15 protein-coding genes are annotated in these 14799 nt (G+C 67.2%); 5 read left to right on the top strand and 10 right to left on the bottom strand.

All coding sequences use genetic code 11. The features are described from left to right. The first annotated feature begins 13 nt into the window (after window positions 1-13). Genes EV580_RS24100 through mmsB form a run of 3 tightly spaced genes read left to right on the top strand, consistent with a single transcriptional unit; the run spans window position 14 to window position 3584 of the window. Window positions 14-1534 carry a CoA-acylating methylmalonate-semialdehyde dehydrogenase gene (locus tag EV580_RS24100; RefSeq protein WP_133694316.1) on the top strand — a complete coding sequence of 507 codons (1521 nt, stop codon included), beginning with the start codon at window positions 14-16 and terminating at the stop codon, window positions 1532-1534. Further along, on the top strand, window positions 1531-2697 hold the full coding sequence (locus tag EV580_RS24095) for an acyl-CoA dehydrogenase family protein (protein WP_133694314.1): 1167 nt from the start codon (window positions 1531-1533) through the stop codon (window positions 2695-2697). Before EV580_RS24100 ends, EV580_RS24095 begins: the two co-directional genes overlap by 4 nt. Before the next feature lie 17 nt (window positions 2698-2714). Continuing rightward, on the top strand, window positions 2715-3584 hold the full coding sequence (gene mmsB / locus EV580_RS24090; protein ID WP_133694312.1) for a 3-hydroxyisobutyrate dehydrogenase: 870 nt from the start codon (window positions 2715-2717) through the stop codon (window positions 3582-3584). Here the strand turns inward: mmsB and EV580_RS24085 are convergent. From EV580_RS24085 to secY, 10 genes are all read right to left on the bottom strand, one after another. Then, window positions 3581-4090 (bottom strand): MarR family winged helix-turn-helix transcriptional regulator, encoded by a 510-nt coding sequence (locus EV580_RS24085; RefSeq protein ID WP_166654868.1) that lies wholly within the window; start codon window positions 4088-4090, stop codon window positions 3581-3583. The two genes, mmsB and EV580_RS24085, sit on opposite strands and share 4 nt — an antisense overlap. Before the next feature lie 39 nt (window positions 4091-4129). Further along, entirely contained in the window at window positions 4130-5161 is a 1032-nt protein-coding gene (locus EV580_RS24080) for a pyridoxal phosphate-dependent aminotransferase (protein ID WP_133694309.1), read from the bottom strand. Continuing rightward, window positions 5161-6183, bottom strand: coding sequence for a 3-oxoacyl-ACP synthase III family protein (locus tag EV580_RS24075; RefSeq protein WP_133694307.1), 1023 nt, complete (start codon window positions 6181-6183; stop codon window positions 5161-5163). Before EV580_RS24075 ends, EV580_RS24080 begins: the two co-directional genes overlap by 1 nt. An 8-nt stretch (window positions 6184-6191) precedes the next feature. Next, on the bottom strand, window positions 6192-6857 hold the full coding sequence (locus EV580_RS24070; protein ID WP_133694305.1) for a DUF8713 domain-containing protein: 666 nt from the start codon (window positions 6855-6857) through the stop codon (window positions 6192-6194). Beyond that, window positions 6838-8550, bottom strand: coding sequence for a thiamine pyrophosphate-binding protein (locus tag EV580_RS24065; protein ID WP_133694303.1), 1713 nt, complete (start codon window positions 8548-8550; stop codon window positions 6838-6840). The genes EV580_RS24070 and EV580_RS24065 overlap by 20 nt, the downstream gene beginning before the upstream one ends. 132 nt (window positions 8551-8682) lie before the next feature. Further along, window positions 8683-9393 (bottom strand): anti-sigma factor family protein, encoded by a 711-nt coding sequence (locus EV580_RS24060; protein ID WP_133694302.1) that lies wholly within the window; start codon window positions 9391-9393, stop codon window positions 8683-8685. After that, the gene (locus EV580_RS24055) at window positions 9393-9908 is read right to left on the bottom strand and encodes a sigma-70 family RNA polymerase sigma factor (protein ID WP_133694300.1); all 516 of its coding nucleotides are present in this window, start codon (window positions 9906-9908) and stop codon (window positions 9393-9395) included. The genes EV580_RS24060 and EV580_RS24055 overlap by 1 nt, the downstream gene beginning before the upstream one ends. A 76-nt stretch (window positions 9909-9984) precedes the next feature. After that, complete coding sequence (map, locus tag EV580_RS24050) at window positions 9985-10782, bottom strand: type I methionyl aminopeptidase (RefSeq protein WP_133694298.1); 798 nt, start codon at window positions 10780-10782, stop codon at window positions 9985-9987. Between the two features lie 6 nt (window positions 10783-10788). Then, the gene (locus EV580_RS24045) at window positions 10789-11334 is read right to left on the bottom strand and encodes an adenylate kinase (protein ID WP_133694296.1); all 546 of its coding nucleotides are present in this window, start codon (window positions 11332-11334) and stop codon (window positions 10789-10791) included. Continuing rightward, a complete protein-coding gene (secY, locus tag EV580_RS24040) occupies window positions 11331-12656 on the bottom strand; it encodes a preprotein translocase subunit SecY (RefSeq protein WP_133694294.1) in 1326 nt (441 codons plus the stop codon). Before secY ends, EV580_RS24045 begins: the two co-directional genes overlap by 4 nt. Window positions 12657-12974: 318 nt before the next feature. Here secY and EV580_RS24035 point away from each other — a divergent pair, with 318 nt between their 5' ends. Both EV580_RS24035 and EV580_RS24030 read left to right on the top strand, forming a co-directional pair. Then, entirely contained in the window at window positions 12975-13895 is a 921-nt protein-coding gene (locus EV580_RS24035; RefSeq protein ID WP_133694292.1) for a class I SAM-dependent methyltransferase, read from the top strand. Further along, on the top strand, window positions 13892-14797 hold the full coding sequence (locus EV580_RS24030) for a class I SAM-dependent methyltransferase (protein WP_133694291.1): 906 nt from the start codon (window positions 13892-13894) through the stop codon (window positions 14795-14797). The genes EV580_RS24035 and EV580_RS24030 overlap by 4 nt, the downstream gene beginning before the upstream one ends. Window positions 14798-14799: the final 2 nt, after the last annotated feature.

Here is a 14799-nt window from a genome sequence, read left to right as displayed (position 1 = left end):
CCGAGGGACAGTCATGAGCTCAACCATTCAGCACTTCATCGACGGACAGCGCAGCAACCTCAGCAGCACGCGCACTGCCGACGTCCTCAACCCCAGCACCGGCGAGGTGCAGGCGCAGGTGCTCCTGGCGTCGGCCGCCGACGTCGACACCGCGGTGGCCTCGGCCGTCGAAGCTCAGAAGGAATGGGCCGCCTGGAACCCCCAGCGCCGGGCCCGCGTGATGATGAAGTTCATCGAGCTGGTCAACGCCAACGCCGACGAGCTCGCCCAGCTGCTGTCGATCGAGCACGGCAAGACCGTCCCCGACTCCCTCGGCGACATCCAGCGCGGCATCGAGGTCATCGAGTTCGCCATCGGCATCCCGCACCTGCTCAAGGGTGAGTTCACCGAGGGCGCCGGCGGCGGCATCGACGTGTACTCGATCCGCCAGCCGCTCGGCGTGGTCGCCGGCATCACGCCGTTCAACTTCCCCGCGATGATCCCGCTGTGGAAGGCCGGCCCCGCCCTGGCATGCGGTAACGCCTTCATCCTCAAGCCCTCCGAGCGCGACCCCTCGGTCCCGGTCCGCCTGGCCGAGCTGTTCCTCGAGGCCGGTCTGCCCGCCGGTGTGTTCCAGGTGGTGCAGGGTGACAAGGAAGCCGTCGACGCGATCCTGCATCACCCCGACATCAAGGCCGTCGGCTTCGTCGGCAGCTCCGATATCGCGCAGTACATCTACTCCACCGCGGCGGCCAACGGTAAGCGTTCGCAGTGCTTCGGTGGCGCCAAGAACCACATGATCGTGATGCCCGACGCCGATCTGGACCAGGCTGTCGACGCCCTCATCGGCGCCGGCTACGGCAGCGCCGGCGAGCGCTGCATGGCCATCAGCGTCGCGGTGCCGGTCGGCGAAGAGACCGCAAACCGGTTGCGCGCCAGGCTCGTCGAGCGGATCAACGGCCTGCGCGTCGGCCACAGCCTGGACCCCAAGGCCGACTACGGACCGCTGGTCACCGGCGCCGCGCTCAAGCGGGTGCGCGACTACATCGACGCCGGTGTGGCCGCCGGTGCCGAGATCGTTGTCGACGGCCGCGAGAAGGCCAGTGACGAGCTGACTTTCGACGACGCCGACCTGTCCGGCGGCTTCTTCATCGGCCCCACCCTGTTCGACCATGTCACCACCGACATGTCGATCTACACCGACGAGATCTTCGGCCCGGTGCTGTGCATCGTGCGCGCCCACGACTACGAAGAAGCCTTGCGGCTGCCGAGCGAGCACGAATACGGCAACGGTGTCGCGGTGTTCACCCGCGACGGTGACACCGCGCGCGACTTCGTGTCCCGGGTTCAGGTCGGCATGGTCGGCGTCAACGTGCCGATCCCGGTCCCGGTGTCCTACCACACCTTCGGCGGCTGGAAGCGCTCCGGCTTCGGCGACCTCAACCAGCACGGCCCGCACTCGATCCTGTTCTACACCAAGACCAAGACCGTCACCGAGCGGTGGCCGTCGGGCATCAAGGACGGCGCCGAGTTCGTCATCCCCACAATGAAATGAGCTTCCTGACGCTCGACGACGACGATCGCGTGATCGCCGAAACGGCGGCCGCGTTCGCGATCAAACGTCTTGCGCCGCATGCCTTGGACTGGGATCACTCCAAGGAGTTCCCGGTCGACGTTTTGCGCGAGGCCGCCGAGCTGGGGATGGCGGCCATCTACTGCGCCGAGAACGTCGGCGGCAGCGGGCTGCGGCGCCTGGACGCGGTGCGGATCTTCGAACAGCTGTCGACCGCCGACCCCGCGCTGGCGGCGTTCCTGTCGATCCACAACATGTGCGCGTGGATGGTCGACACCTACGGCACCGACGATCAGCGCAAGTCGTGGATCCCGCGACTGGCCTCGATGGAAGCGATCGCCAGCTACTGCCTCACCGAACCCGGCGCGGGATCGGACGCATCGGCCTTGCGCACCAAGGCTGTTCGCGACGGCGACCACTATGTGCTCGACGGCGTCAAGCAGTTCATCTCCGGGGCGGGCAGCTCCGACGTGTACATCGTGATGGCCCGCACCGGTGCCGACGGACCGCGCGGCATCTCGGCATTCATCGTCGAGAAGGACGCTCCGGGGCTCAGTTTCGGTGCCCAAGAGGAAAAGATGGGCTGGAACGTTCAGCCCACCGCCCAGGTGGTTCTGGACGGTGTGCGGGTGCCGGCGTCAGCGATGCTCGGTGGCCCCGAAGGTGAAGGAACCGGCTTCGGTATCGCGATGAACGGCCTCAACGGCGGCCGGCTCAACATCGCCGCCTGCTCGTTGGGCGGTGCACAGGCCGCCTACGAAAAGGCCGCAAGCTATCTGGCCGACCGTCACGCGTTCGGCGGGGCGCTGCTCGACGAGCCCACCATCCGCTTCACGCTCGCCGACATGGCCACCGCGCTGGAGACGTCGCGGCTGATGCTGTGGCGCGCGGCCGCCGCTCTGGACAGCGACGACCCGGACAAGGTCGCACTGTGCGCGATGGCCAAACGCTATGTCACCGACGCCTGCTACGACGTCGCCGATCAGGCGCTGCAGTTGCACGGTGGTTACGGCTACCTGCGGGAGTACGGCATCGAGAAGATCGTTCGCGATCTGCGGGTGCACCGAATCCTGGAGGGTACCAACGAAATCATGCGCGTGGTCATCGGGCGGGCCGAAGCCGCCCGGGCGCGCGCATCGGCATAGGGCAAAGGAGCTCACGCATGACGACGATCGCGTTCCTGGGGCTGGGCCACATGGGCGGGCCGATGGCGGCCAACCTCGTCAGTGCCGGCTACACCGTGCGCGGCTTCGACCCGGTCCCCGCGTTGCGCGCGGCCGCGGAGGAGAAGGGCGCGACGGTGTTCGAGGCCGGCTCCGCTGCGGTCGACGGGGCGGACGTCGTCATCACCTCGCTGCCCAACGGTGCGATCGTGAAAGCCTGCTACGCCGAAGCACTTCCGGCCGCCAAGGCCGGCACGCTGTTCATCGACACCTCCACCATCTCCGTCGACGACGCGCGTGAGGTCAACGCCCAGGCCACCGCCGCGGGCATGGCCCAGCTCGACGCCCCGGTGTCCGGTGGCATCAAGGGCGCGACGGCCGGCACGCTGGCCTTCATGGTCGGTGGCGAGGCCGATGCGCTGGAGCAGGCACAAAAGGTGCTGGAACCCATGGCCAGCAAGGTGATTCACTGCGGATCCTCCGGCGCCGGGCAGGCCGCCAAGCTGTGCAACAACATGGTGCTCGCGGTGCAGCAGATCGCCGTGGGTGAAGCGTTCGTGCTGGCCGAGAAACTCGGCCTGTCCGCCCAGTCGTTGTTCGACGTGATCACCGGGGCGACCGGCAACTGCTGGTCGGTACACACCAACTGTCCTGTGCCGGGCCCAGTTCCGACGTCACCGGCCAACAACAACTTCCAGCCGGGTTTCGCGACCGCACTGATGAACAAGGACCTGGGCCTGGCGATGAACGCGGTCTCGTCGACCGGTGCCACCGCCCCGCTGGGCACCCACGCCGCCGAGATCTACGCCAAGTTCGCCGAACAGCACGCCGATCTGGACTTCAGCGCGGTCATCGAGACCCTGCGCTAGAAATCCCCCGCGTGGTGGCGCAGCGTCTCGATCGACGCGGCCAGCGCGCGCGCCTCGGCCACCGATAACCCGACATCGGCGAACACCTGCTCGTTGAGCGTCTTCGTTGCGTCCTCCACCGTCGAACGGCCGATCTCGGTAATCTCCACCAGCGTGGTGCGCCCGTCGGTGGGATGCGGGACCCGCTTCACCAGCCCGTCGGCCTCCAGCCGGCGAATCGCGTGCGTGACGCTGGTGACGTGCACCTGCAGCCGATCCGACGCCTTGGTGATCGGCAGCGCGCCGCTGCGGCTGAACGCCAGCAGCCGAAGCAGTTCGAAGCGCGAGAAGCTCAGATCGTAGGGCCGCAGCGCATTCTCCACCCGGGCCAGCAGGATCTGGTGGGCCCGCATCACCGACGTCACCGCCACCATGCCCTCGGCGACATCACCCCACCCGGAACGCTCCCAGTTCCGCCGCGCCGCGGCGATCGGGTCCGGCTTGTCGGGTGTATCTGAAGCAGGCATCCGCCCATTCATACCGCATCCGGGTACCGGCGAAGGCCACTACGGTCGCCGCGCCACCGCGGCCAGCACCGCACGCGTCGACCAGCGGTCCCCCACCGTGATTCGCACCCCGCCGTCGTTGTAGTGGCGGACCTTGAGCCCGGCCGGGTCGAAGACCTCCTGCCAGGGCGTGCCTGCCGGCGGCAGATACACGAAGTTGGCGTGGCCCTCGGTGACGTACACACCCATCGCACGCAGCCGCATCCGCAGGTACCGCCGCTCGGCCGCGATCACCCGAATGCGCCGCTGCAGCTGACGTTCCGCATCGTAGGACGCCGCCACCGCCACCAGGCTGCTGCTGTCCACCCCGAACGGCAACTGCATCCGCCAGAGCATGCCGGTCAACGCAGTCGACCCGAATCCGTAGCCGATCCGCAGACCGGCCAGACCGTAGGCCTTGGAGAACGTGCGCAGCACCAGCACATTGGGATACCGCTGGATCAGCGACCGTCCGTCGAGCCGGAACGCGGGCGCGACGAACTCGATGTAGGCCTCGTCGAGTAGCACGACGGTGTCGCGGGGCACCGCGTCCAGGAACCGCTTTACCGCGGGCGCGGACTCGACGGTCCCGGTCGGGTTGTGCGGGCGGCACAAGACCACCACCTTCGCGTCGGCGGCCGCGTCGGCCAGCGCATCCAGATCGTGACGGCCGTGCTCGTCGAGCGGAACCATGATCGGCTGCAGCCGGGCCATCTGCGCGAAAATCGGGTAGCCGTCGAAGGTCGGTGTGGCCATGGCGATCCGGTCACCCGGGGAGGTCACGGCATGCAGCAGTTGCATCGCGACACCCGTGGCGCCCGGGCCGATCACCACCTGGTCGTCGGCCACTTCGATGCGTCCGGCAATCAAGCGGCGCAGCCGTTCCGGCAGGAACTCCGGGTAGCGGTTGGCGGAGTCGATCGCGGCGATCAGCGCCGAACGCACCGCGGGCAGTGGCGAGAACGGATTCTCGTTGAGCGACAACGCCAGTGGATCGATCGCGTCGGGTAGCGCGGCGACGGTGTCGTCGACGACCGGCGTCAAGGGATGCATCAGGCGGCCCTGCCGCCCCAGCGGACCGCGGCTGCCCCGGCAAAATCCCCGGCATGCGCAAACGCCGCCATCAGCACGGTGTCACCCGCCGAGATCCGCCCATCGCTGATCGCCCGGTCGAGGTTGATCGGAATGCCCGCCCCGAACAGGTTGCCGCACTGGTCGAAGGTGTCGACGTGCCGCTCCGGGGGCAGCTCCAGTGCTTCGCGCCAGTTCCGCAGGAACACCCGGTTGGGTTGGTTGCTGACGAACAGGTCGAGGTCGCGTGACTTCATCCCGATCCGATCGCACACCGCCAGTGCGACTTCCGGTACCTGCCGGTTGCCCCGGGCGAGCACCTTGGTGATCTTCGATTCGGTGAAGCCGATATAGCCCTCGGCCGGACCGGGCTGCCACCACTTGCGCGGCGGATCGAAGGCGATCGTCATATCGCCGGCGAATTCGCCGTAGGTGCGGGTTTCGATATCGAGGATCGGGGACTCGTCCGACACCGCAACCAGGCCGACGGCCGCGCCGTCGCCGGGGACCGCCGCCTGGGCCTTGCGCCGCACGGTCGGCTGATCGAAGACCTGGCCGGCCGAGTTCTGGGCGATCGCCACCAGCGCGGTGCGGCCCGCGCCCGAGGACAGCAGCTGGCGGGCCACCTGCAGTCCGAGCACGAACGCCGCGCACCCGCCGTTGTGCAGATCCAGCACCCAATTCGGCCGCATGCCAAGGCGATGCGCGATCGCACCGCCACCGCCGTAGAACGGTATGTCGGGCATCTGGGTGTGGGTGATCAGGACGTCGGCGCCGGCGACCACGTCCTCACCGTGCCGCTCGATCAGCCCGGCGGCGGCCCGCTCGATCATGTCGGTGGCCGTCTCCTCGGGTGCGACATGGTGGCGGAACTTCGGTGCCCGGAACATCAGGTTGTCGCGCAGTTCGTCGGAATCCGCAAACTGTGCGTAGTAGTCGGCCGGGATCGGGTCGCCGGGCAGATAACTCGAGACGTCGATCAGGCTGATATCGGATTGGCTCATGGCAGTGCTCATTTCATCCACGCCGGCGTCACCGGGAGTCCGTTGCGGTGCCGGTACTCGGCAATCGCCTTGAGGTTCTTCATCTCGAGTTCGTGGCCGGCGCCGAACATGTCCCAGAAGTCACCGACCCATACCGGACGCTGCGGTGGTGCCGCTTCCGGGTAGGGGTTCTCGTCGTAGAAGGGGTGGTGGCAATTCGTCCACAGCACAACCGAACCCGGCTTGTCGAGGACGACTTGCGCGTCGATCACCCGCATCAGGTAGATCATCCACAGGTGCTTGCCCTGATCCCACGCGCAGTGGTAATCGACCGTACGCGCCTGCGGGTTGGCCTCGGTTCGGGTGTAAATCTTTGTCTCCGAACCCAATCGGTCATAGGCCAGCCACAGTCCCGGCTCATCGGTGGCCTCGAAGCCGCGCAGGCTGTAGGTCCACTCCTCCAGCGAACGGGTGTCGGACAGATACTCGTAGAGCTCGTCGGGCGGACAATCGATGTACTCGTTGACGGTGCAATACTGGCCGAACACCTCGTCGTGCGGATACACCGACCGCATCATCTCCATGATGACCGGGGTGGCCTTCTCTCGCGGCGACGTCTCGATCCGCGTGACCCCGTCGATGGGAGCGGCCGATCCGGTGTGGACGAAGATATCGTCAAGCGCGGGCAGCGACATGGGTCCTGCTCTCCTCTGTTGTCGGGGTTGTGGATTGCCGTAACGCGGCCAAGAAGGGCGCGAACGGCGGGATTTCGTCGGCGGAGCATTCGATGCTGACGACGGACGGCCCGTCGTCGGCCAGGGCTGCTCCCAATGCGTCCCGCAGCTGGCCGGCCTCGGTGACGTCGACCGAGCGCAGACCGGGGAACATCGCCGCCAGCCCGGCACCCAAGTCGCTGGGGCGGAATCTGTTGTAGGTGTAGAGATCTCGGTAGTACAGCTGCTCGCGCGTCACGCACATGGCGTGCGCGTTGTTGTTGAAGAGCACGAAGGTGATCGGCAGCCGGTACTGCAGCGCGGTGTGGATCTCCATGCCGTGCATGAAGAACGAACCGTCGCCGGCCACCACCACGACCCGGCGACTTCGGCCGAACGCCATGCCGATGGCAGCGCCGAAGCTGTACCCCATGCCACCCATCCCCAGTGCGACGATGAATCGTCCCGATCTGCGCACCGGAAGGTTGTGGATCGCTGCCGCGCCGGTGTTGCCGGCGTCGACGACGATGTCGACGTCGTCGGGCAGCACCGCGTCAAGCGCGGAAACCGCATCCCGGTAACGGATCCCGTCACCGTCGTACCGCGGCGGGAACAACTCCTGGCGCCCGAGCACCTCGGGAACCCGCACACCGTTGGGCCGCCGCCCACCTCCCGAGAGCATCATCGTCAACTTGCCCAGTGACGCCCGAAGATCGTCGGTCCGGATGTGGGTGCACGGCAGATACGGCGCGGCCGAGCCGATGGACAGCGTCGGCACACAGCTCAGCGCATCGTCCAGGCCGGCACGTGCGGTCACCGTCAGCCGGGTTCCGATCACCAGGCACAGTGCACTCTCGCGGATCGCATCGCCGAGCCCCGGGTTCCCCATCACACCGGTGACCCCCAGCGACGACGACGAACCCAGCCCGGGCGAACCGCTGACATCCTTGGCATCGGGCACTGTCGCGACCCTGGCCCGCAGCAGGGCGCGCAGCCGCTCGAGCTCGCCACGGGCGTCGTCACGCGCCACCTGCTCGCCGGCGATGATCGTCACGGGTCCATGCGCCCGGCGCAGCGCGCGGGCGATCGGCCACGGATCGCCCACAACCGGCGGCTCGGGAGCCGCCGACAGCCGGCTACGCACCGGAACCAGTGCCTGCTGAATATCCTTGGGCAACAACAGAACCGCGGGACCACCCTGCCATGCCGCGGCAATCGCCTCCGGCAGCGCGGTCAGGATCTGCTCGGCGGAGGTGATGCGCCGGCAGTACACCGATACCGCGGAGAACAACGCCTGCGCATCCAGTGAGCCGTTCCGGCCGCTGGTGTCCTGAAAGCTGCCGCGCCCATCCATCACGATAGGGGGCTGACCAACCAGCGCCAGCACCGGAACTCGGCTGGCCAGCGACTCACCCAGGCCCGGAACGAGATTGAGCGAGCCCCCGCCGGAGGTGGCCATGACCACTCCCAGCCCGCATCCTGCCCGGCTGTACCCGTCGGCCATCGTGGCCGCGGAGAACTCGTGCTTGGCCAGGACGGCGGTGACGCCGTCATGGAAGTACGCGGCATCGTAGAGATCCTCGATATTGGCCCCGTCGACGCCGAACATATGGTCGACGCCGATGGCCGCAAGCTGGTCGACGATGTGGTCGACCACGCGCTGTCGCCTGTCCATCTGGCTCACCTGTCCTCCCCAACCCTGCCAGTGACACGAAGGGCAAGCCGGATAGGTTCAGCGATTCACACACTGATCAAGTGAAAAGTATTTCAGGAGAACGCTTTTGACTGATCAATAGATCAGCGGCAACTACAGGCTGCGCTCCAGCAGCACGTCACCGGTCTCGGCCTTGACCACCTGGACGGAGGCGATCTTCTCCATCGGCATCGCCGTGCTGCCAGTCGGCGTGGCCGACTCGCCTTCGCGAGCCATCCACGTCGCCAGCTGCACGCGGTGACCGTCGCGGTCGATCACGTACATCACCAGCTTGTCGGCCTCTTCGGAGGCGTCCTCGCCGATCTCGTGGTGGTACGTGCAGGTCATCTCGACGTGCGTGCCCCACCCCATGGGAGTCAGTTGCACCGTCGCATCGAACGAGGACGGCATCACCGGCGTCATGCTGACCCCCGAAGCCGACACCTGCGGTGCGTTGCCCGGGGCCGCGAAGGGAGCGGGCTTGATCGCGACGAGAATCCCGACAGCCAGCACCGCGGCGGCTGCGGCGGCCACCGTCCAGGTGATCCACCGCCCGCGCCGGCGCCGACGGCGCACCTCGAACAGCACACCGTCGAGCAGCTGCGGGCGCAGCGGCGGGGGTTCGATATCGCCGGTGTCGATCGCGGCCACATCGTCGGGGCTGAGCATGGCCAGCAGGGCGGGCATACCGCTGAGTTCACCGACCGCCGTCCGGCAGGGCACGCATCCGTTCAGGTGCGCCTCGTACTCGCGACGCTCATTGCTCGACAGGGACCCCAGCACATAGGAGGCATCCCAGGTGTCATATGGATCGTGCGGGTCCATCAGCGGGTCACCCCCATCTCCTGCAGCGTCAAACGAAGGGCACGCACCGCGTAGTGCAGCCTCGACTTCACCGTTCCCTCGGCGATCTGGAGGTCGGCCGCGATCTGCGCTGTGGTCCAGCCAAGATAGTAGGAGCGTCGGACCACCGCGCGGTGATCCGGCGACAGCTGGGCCAGCGCGTCGCCGATCAGCAGCCGGTCCAGCGCCGTGTTCACCTCGTCGGGGCCGGCGGGTTCCGGTGCCCCCTCGGTGTCCAGCGAGTCGGTCTCCCTGCGGAACCGGGCACTGCGACGCTCGTCGATGATCATGTTGCGGGCGACCGTGAACAACCACGCCCGCGCGGAGCGCTCGGCATCACCGGCCACCTCGGGGTGTTGCCAGGCACGCAGCAGCGTCTCCTGCACCACGTCCTCGGCGCGGGCGGGATCCCCGGTGAGCCGCAGCGCGTAGCGCCACAGAGCAGCCGCGTGCTCCTGGTAGAGCACCCGCACCAACGCCGCCTCCGGGTCGTCCATCACAAACCTCCCGGCTGAGATACGTAACCGGTGAGCGTCTGGTTCAAAGTGTGCGCCAATTACCAGCGCACGGGGATCAAGCGGTCAGGATCCGCGGGCCGTCGTCGGTCACGGCGACGGTGTGCTCCCAATGCGCAGCCCGCGACCCATCCGAGGTGACGACGGTCCATTCGTCGGCCAGGATTCGCGTCTTGGTGGTGCCCAGGGTCAGCATCGGCTCGATCGCCAGCACCGATCCGGCGACCAGCAGCGGCCCCCGCCCCGGCTCGCCCTCGTTGGGCAGGAACGGGTCCATGTGCATCTGGCGGCCGATGCCGTGCCCGCCGTAGCCGGCGACGATGCCGAACTTGCGGCCGTAGGTCCGCTCGGCGGCATGGGTACCGGTCTCGATGGCGTGCGAGACGTCGGTGAGCCGGTTGCCAGGGACCATCGCCGCGATACCGGCTTCCATGGACTGCTTGGTGGCCGCGGACAGTGCCTCGTCCATCGCGATCAGCGTGCCGATACCGAAGGTGACGGCGGCGTCGCCGTGCCAGCCCTCGATGATCGCACCGCAGTCGATCGATACCAGGTCACCGGCGGCGAGCTTCTCGTCCACCATCGGAATGCCGTGCACCACACGGTCATTGACCGACGAGCAGATGCTGGCGGGATAGCCGTGGTAACCGAGGAACGACGGGATGCCGTTGGCGTCCCGGATCACCGCCTCGGCGACGTCGTCGAGTTCCTTGGTGGACACCCCGGGTGCGGCGGCCGCCTGGACGGCGCGCAGCGCGGCGGCAACGACGGCCCCGGCAGCGGCCATCGCATCCAGTTCACCCGGCGTGCGGGCGGGAACCGTCTTGCGATTGCGCAGACCGGGGATCGAGACCATCGAGCGTCAGTGGCCCAGTGCGTTGAGCGCCCGGGCGAACACCTCGTCGAGACCGCCGACCGCGTCGACGGTCTTCAGCTCGTCGCGGTAGTAGTCCAGCAGCGGAGCCGTCTCGTCGCGATAGACCTTGAACCGGTTGCGGATGGTGTCTTCGTTGTCGTCGGCACGGCCACGGCTCATGAGCCGGGTGACCAACTCCTCCTCGGGCACCCGGAACTCGAGCACGGCGTCCAGCTTGAGGTTGCGGCGGTCGAGCATCTGCTTGAGCGCCTCGGCCTGCTCCACCGAGCGGGGGAAGCCGTCGAGGATGAAGCCGTCGCTCACATCGGCGTCGTCGAGCCGAGAGTCGACGAGCGCATTGGTCAACGTGGCCGGGACGAGGTCGCCGGCGTCGAGATACTTCTTTGCCTCCACGCCCAGCTCGGTGCCGTTGCTGATGTTGTGCCGGAACAGGTCACCGGTGGAGATGTGCGGGATGCCGAACTTCTTGGCCAGGTCAGCGGCCTGGGTTCCCTTGCCCGCACCCGGCGGACCAAGCAAAACGATTCTCACTTCAGGAACCCTTCGTAGTTGCGCTGCATCAGCTGGCTCTCGATTTGTTTGACCGTATCCAAACCGACGCCAATCATGATCAGAACCGCGGTACCACCGAACGGCAGGTTCTGGACGCCACCGCTGTTCCCCATCTGCAGGAACACGTTCGGCAGGACGGCGATCACACCCAGGTAGATCGAGCCGGGCAGGGTGATCCGGTTCAAGACGTAACGCAGGTAGTCGGCGGTGGGCTTACCCGGTCGGATACCGGGGATGAAGCCGCCGAACTTCTTCATCTCGTCGGCACGCTCGTCAGGGTTGAACGTGATCGACACATAGAAGTAGGTGAAGAAGATGATCAAGCCGAAGTAGATGCCGATATAGACGGGGTCGGCGGGGTTCGTCAGATAGTTGGCGACGAAGCGGTCCCACCAGCCGTTGCTCGGGGTGGTCCGGCCGCTCTGGATCAGCTGGGTGATCAGGTGCGGGATGTAGATCAGCGACGACGCGAAGATCACCGGGATAACACCGGCCTGGTTGACCTTCAGCGGCAGATAGGTCGACGTGCCGCCATACATCCGGCGGCCCACCATGCGCTTGGCGTACTGCACCGGGATGCGGCGCTGGCCCTGCTCGACGAAGACGACGCCGATGATGATCACCAGGGCGGCCGCGCAGACGGCGGTGAACACCAGGCCACCGCGGCTGTCCAGGATGCTCTTACCTTCGGCGGGGATGCGGGCGGCGATGCCGGCGAAGATCATCAGCGACATACCGTTGCCGACGCCGCGCTCGGTGACGAGCTCGCCCATCCACATGACCAGGGCGGCGCCCGCGGTCATCACCAGCACGATGATGACCAGCGAGAAGATGCTGGTGCTCTGCAGGATGTCGAGTGTGCAGCCCTGCAGCAGGCCGCCGTTGGCGGCCAGGGCCACGATGCTGGTGGCCTGCAGGATTGCCAGCGCGATCGCCAGATAGCGCGTGTACTGGGTCATCTTGGCCTGACCGGCCTGACCTTCTTTACGCAGCTGTTCGAAGCGAGGGATGACCACCGTCAGCAGCTGCACGATGATGCTCGCGGTGATGTAGGGCATTACGCCCACCGCGAACACCGTCAGCTGCAGCAGCGCGCCGCCGGAGAAGAGGTTGATCAGCGAGTAGATCTGCCCCCCGGCGCCACCACTGACCTGCTCGATGCACTGGTGGACGTTCTTGTAGTTGACCCCGGGGGACGGCAGCGATGCGCCGACCCGGTACAGGATCACAACGCCCAGGGTGAAAAGGATCTTTCGCCTCAGGTCTGCCGTCCTGAGCGAAGAGATGAAAGCCGAGAGCACTCTTCCTCCTGGGCAGCCGGACGGGAGTCTCAGCGTGCCAATGGGGCTGGTCTGGCCAGCGTTCGGGTAATCCTGCCTTGCACCGATCGCCGCGAGGTTTCCCCCTGCAGGATCGCGCGCTCAAACAGTCTACGAGAGTAACAGTTGGCCCAGGCAGGGCGGGAATCCGCGGCGGCGCCGGCGGGCAGGAGCGAAGCGACCCGGGGATCGGTCCGGCGGGACCCCCGCGCTCACAGGAGTCCCACAGCGGGAATCACGTACAGTCGATCTTGGTTATATCGGCTAAGTATCAGTTGCGGCAGTAAAGGGCTTAGAGGAATGACGCGTACCGACAACGACACCTGGGACCTGGCGTCCAGCGTGGGAGCCACCGCGACATTGGTCGCCGCCGCCCGCGCCGCGGCGAGCCGGGAGACCGAGCCCCTGATCGACGATCCGTTCGCCGAACCTCTGGTGCGGGCCGTCGGCATCGACTTCTTCATCAAGATGGCCAGCGGCGACATCCCTGTCCCCGACGATGAGGCCGCCATGGGCGTGACGCGGATGACCGACAACATGGCGGTGCGGACCAAGTTCTTCGACGAGTTCTTCCTCGACGCGGCCGACGCCGGGGTTCGCCAGGTCGTGATCCTGGCCTCCGGCCTGGACTCGCGCGCCTACCGACTGGACTGGCCGGCCGACACGGTCGTCTTCGAGATCGACCAGCCCGAGGTCATCGCCTTCAAGACCCAGACCCTGGCCGAGCAGGGCGCCGCGCCCGCCTGCGATCGCCGCACCGTGGCCATCGATCTGCGCAACGACTGGGCCAGCGCACTGCGCGATGCCGGCTTCGACCCGCAGGCACCCACGGCGTGGAGCGCCGAAGGGCTGTTGGGCTACCTGCCCCCCGAAGCTCAGGACCGCCTCTTGGACACCATCACCGGCCTGTCCGCTCCTGGCAGCCGCGTCGCCATCGACAGCGCGCCGCCGTCGAACCCCGACGAACAGGAACAGTCGCGGGAAAAGATGGAGACCATCTCGGCGCACTGGCGTGACAACGGCTTCGATCTCGACTTCGGCAACCTGGTGTACCTGGGCGAGCGCAACGAGGCCACCACTTACCTCACCGGCCACGGCTGGCAGGTGGACACGGCTCCGGTCAACGACCTGTTGGCCGCCGGACAGCGGGGCACCTTCGACGAGGACGAGCCGATGGGCAAGCTCTACTACCTCAGCGCCGTCTACGGCGGCGCCCGGTGAGCCGCAGCGACGCCGACTCCTGGGACCTGGCCACCAGCGTCGGGACCACCGCCACTATGGTGGCCGCGGCGCGGGCGGTCGCCAGCCGCGAAGACAACCCACTCATCGACGACCCGTTCGCCGCACCGCTGGTCCGCGCCGTCGGCATCGACGTGTTCACCAAGATGGTCGACGGCGATATCGACATGGCGGCCATGGACGGCGCGGACACCGCGCGGATCATGACCGACGTGATGGCCGTGCGGACAAAGTTTTTCGACGACTTCTTCCTCGACGCCGCCGCGGCCGGCGTGCGCCAGGCCGTCATCCTGGCCTCCGGCCTGGACTCCCGGTCGTATCGGCTGGACTGGCCGGCCGGCACCGTGGTCTACGAGATCGATCAGCCCCAGGTGATCGACTTCAAGACCGAGACACTCGCCGCGCTGGGCGCCTCCCCCACCGCCGACCTCCGTTCGGTCAGCATCGACCTACGCGAGGATTGGCCGGCAGCGTTGCGCGCCAACGGTTTCGACTCCGCGTTGCCGACCGCGTGGAGTGCCGAGGGCCTGCTGGTGTACCTGCCGCCGGACGCCCAAGACCGACTGTTCGACAACATCACCGCGCTGTCCGCGCCGGGCAGCCGGATCGCCACCGAATACCACCCCGACGGCGGCGCCGGCCTGGCCGCCCGCTCCAAGGCGATCAGCAGCCAATGGCGGGATCGGGGCCTTGATCTCAACATGGCCGACCTGTTCTACGCCGGCGACCGCAATCCCGTCATCGGCTATCTCGAGCAGCAGGGCTGGCAGGTCACTGCCCGCGCCCGCGAGGAGATGTTCGGGGTCTACGGCCGGCCCTTCCCTCAAACGGAATTGACCGAATCACTGCGGAATTCCGTGTCCGTCATCGCAATCCGGAAGTAAAC

This window comes from Mycobacterium sp. BK086 (genome assembly GCA_004362315.1).
GTDB lineage: Bacteria > Actinomycetota > Actinomycetes > Mycobacteriales > Mycobacteriaceae > Mycobacterium.
This window is presented reverse-complemented; position numbering and strand designations above follow the sequence as displayed.

Coding starts and splice junctions, on each gene's coding strand:
- EV580_RS24100 (WP_133694316.1), top strand. CDS start 14: ATGAGCTCAACCATTCAGCACTTCATCGACGGACAGCGCAGCAACCTC.
- EV580_RS24095 (WP_133694314.1), top strand. CDS start 1,531: ATGAGCTTCCTGACGCTCGACGACGACGATCGCGTGATCGCCGAAACG.
- mmsB (WP_133694312.1), top strand. CDS start 2,715: ATGACGACGATCGCGTTCCTGGGGCTGGGCCACATGGGCGGGCCGATG.
- EV580_RS24085 (WP_166654868.1), bottom strand. CDS start 4,090: ATGCCTGCTTCAGATACACCCGACAAGCCGGACCCGATCGCCGCGGCG.
- EV580_RS24080 (WP_133694309.1), bottom strand. CDS start 5,161: ATGCATCCCTTGACGCCGGTCGTCGACGACACCGTCGCCGCGCTACCC.
- EV580_RS24075 (WP_133694307.1), bottom strand. CDS start 6,183: ATGAGCCAATCCGATATCAGCCTGATCGACGTCTCGAGTTATCTGCCC.
- EV580_RS24070 (WP_133694305.1), bottom strand. CDS start 6,857: ATGTCGCTGCCCGCGCTTGACGATATCTTCGTCCACACCGGATCGGCC.
- EV580_RS24065 (WP_133694303.1), bottom strand. CDS start 8,550: ATGGACAGGCGACAGCGCGTGGTCGACCACATCGTCGACCAGCTTGCG.
- EV580_RS24060 (WP_133694302.1), bottom strand. CDS start 9,393: ATGGACCCGCACGATCCATATGACACCTGGGATGCCTCCTATGTGCTG.
- EV580_RS24055 (WP_133694300.1), bottom strand. CDS start 9,908: ATGGACGACCCGGAGGCGGCGTTGGTGCGGGTGCTCTACCAGGAGCAC.
- map (WP_133694298.1), bottom strand. CDS start 10,782: ATGGTCTCGATCCCCGGTCTGCGCAATCGCAAGACGGTTCCCGCCCGC.
- EV580_RS24035 (WP_133694292.1), top strand. CDS start 12,975: ATGACGCGTACCGACAACGACACCTGGGACCTGGCGTCCAGCGTGGGA.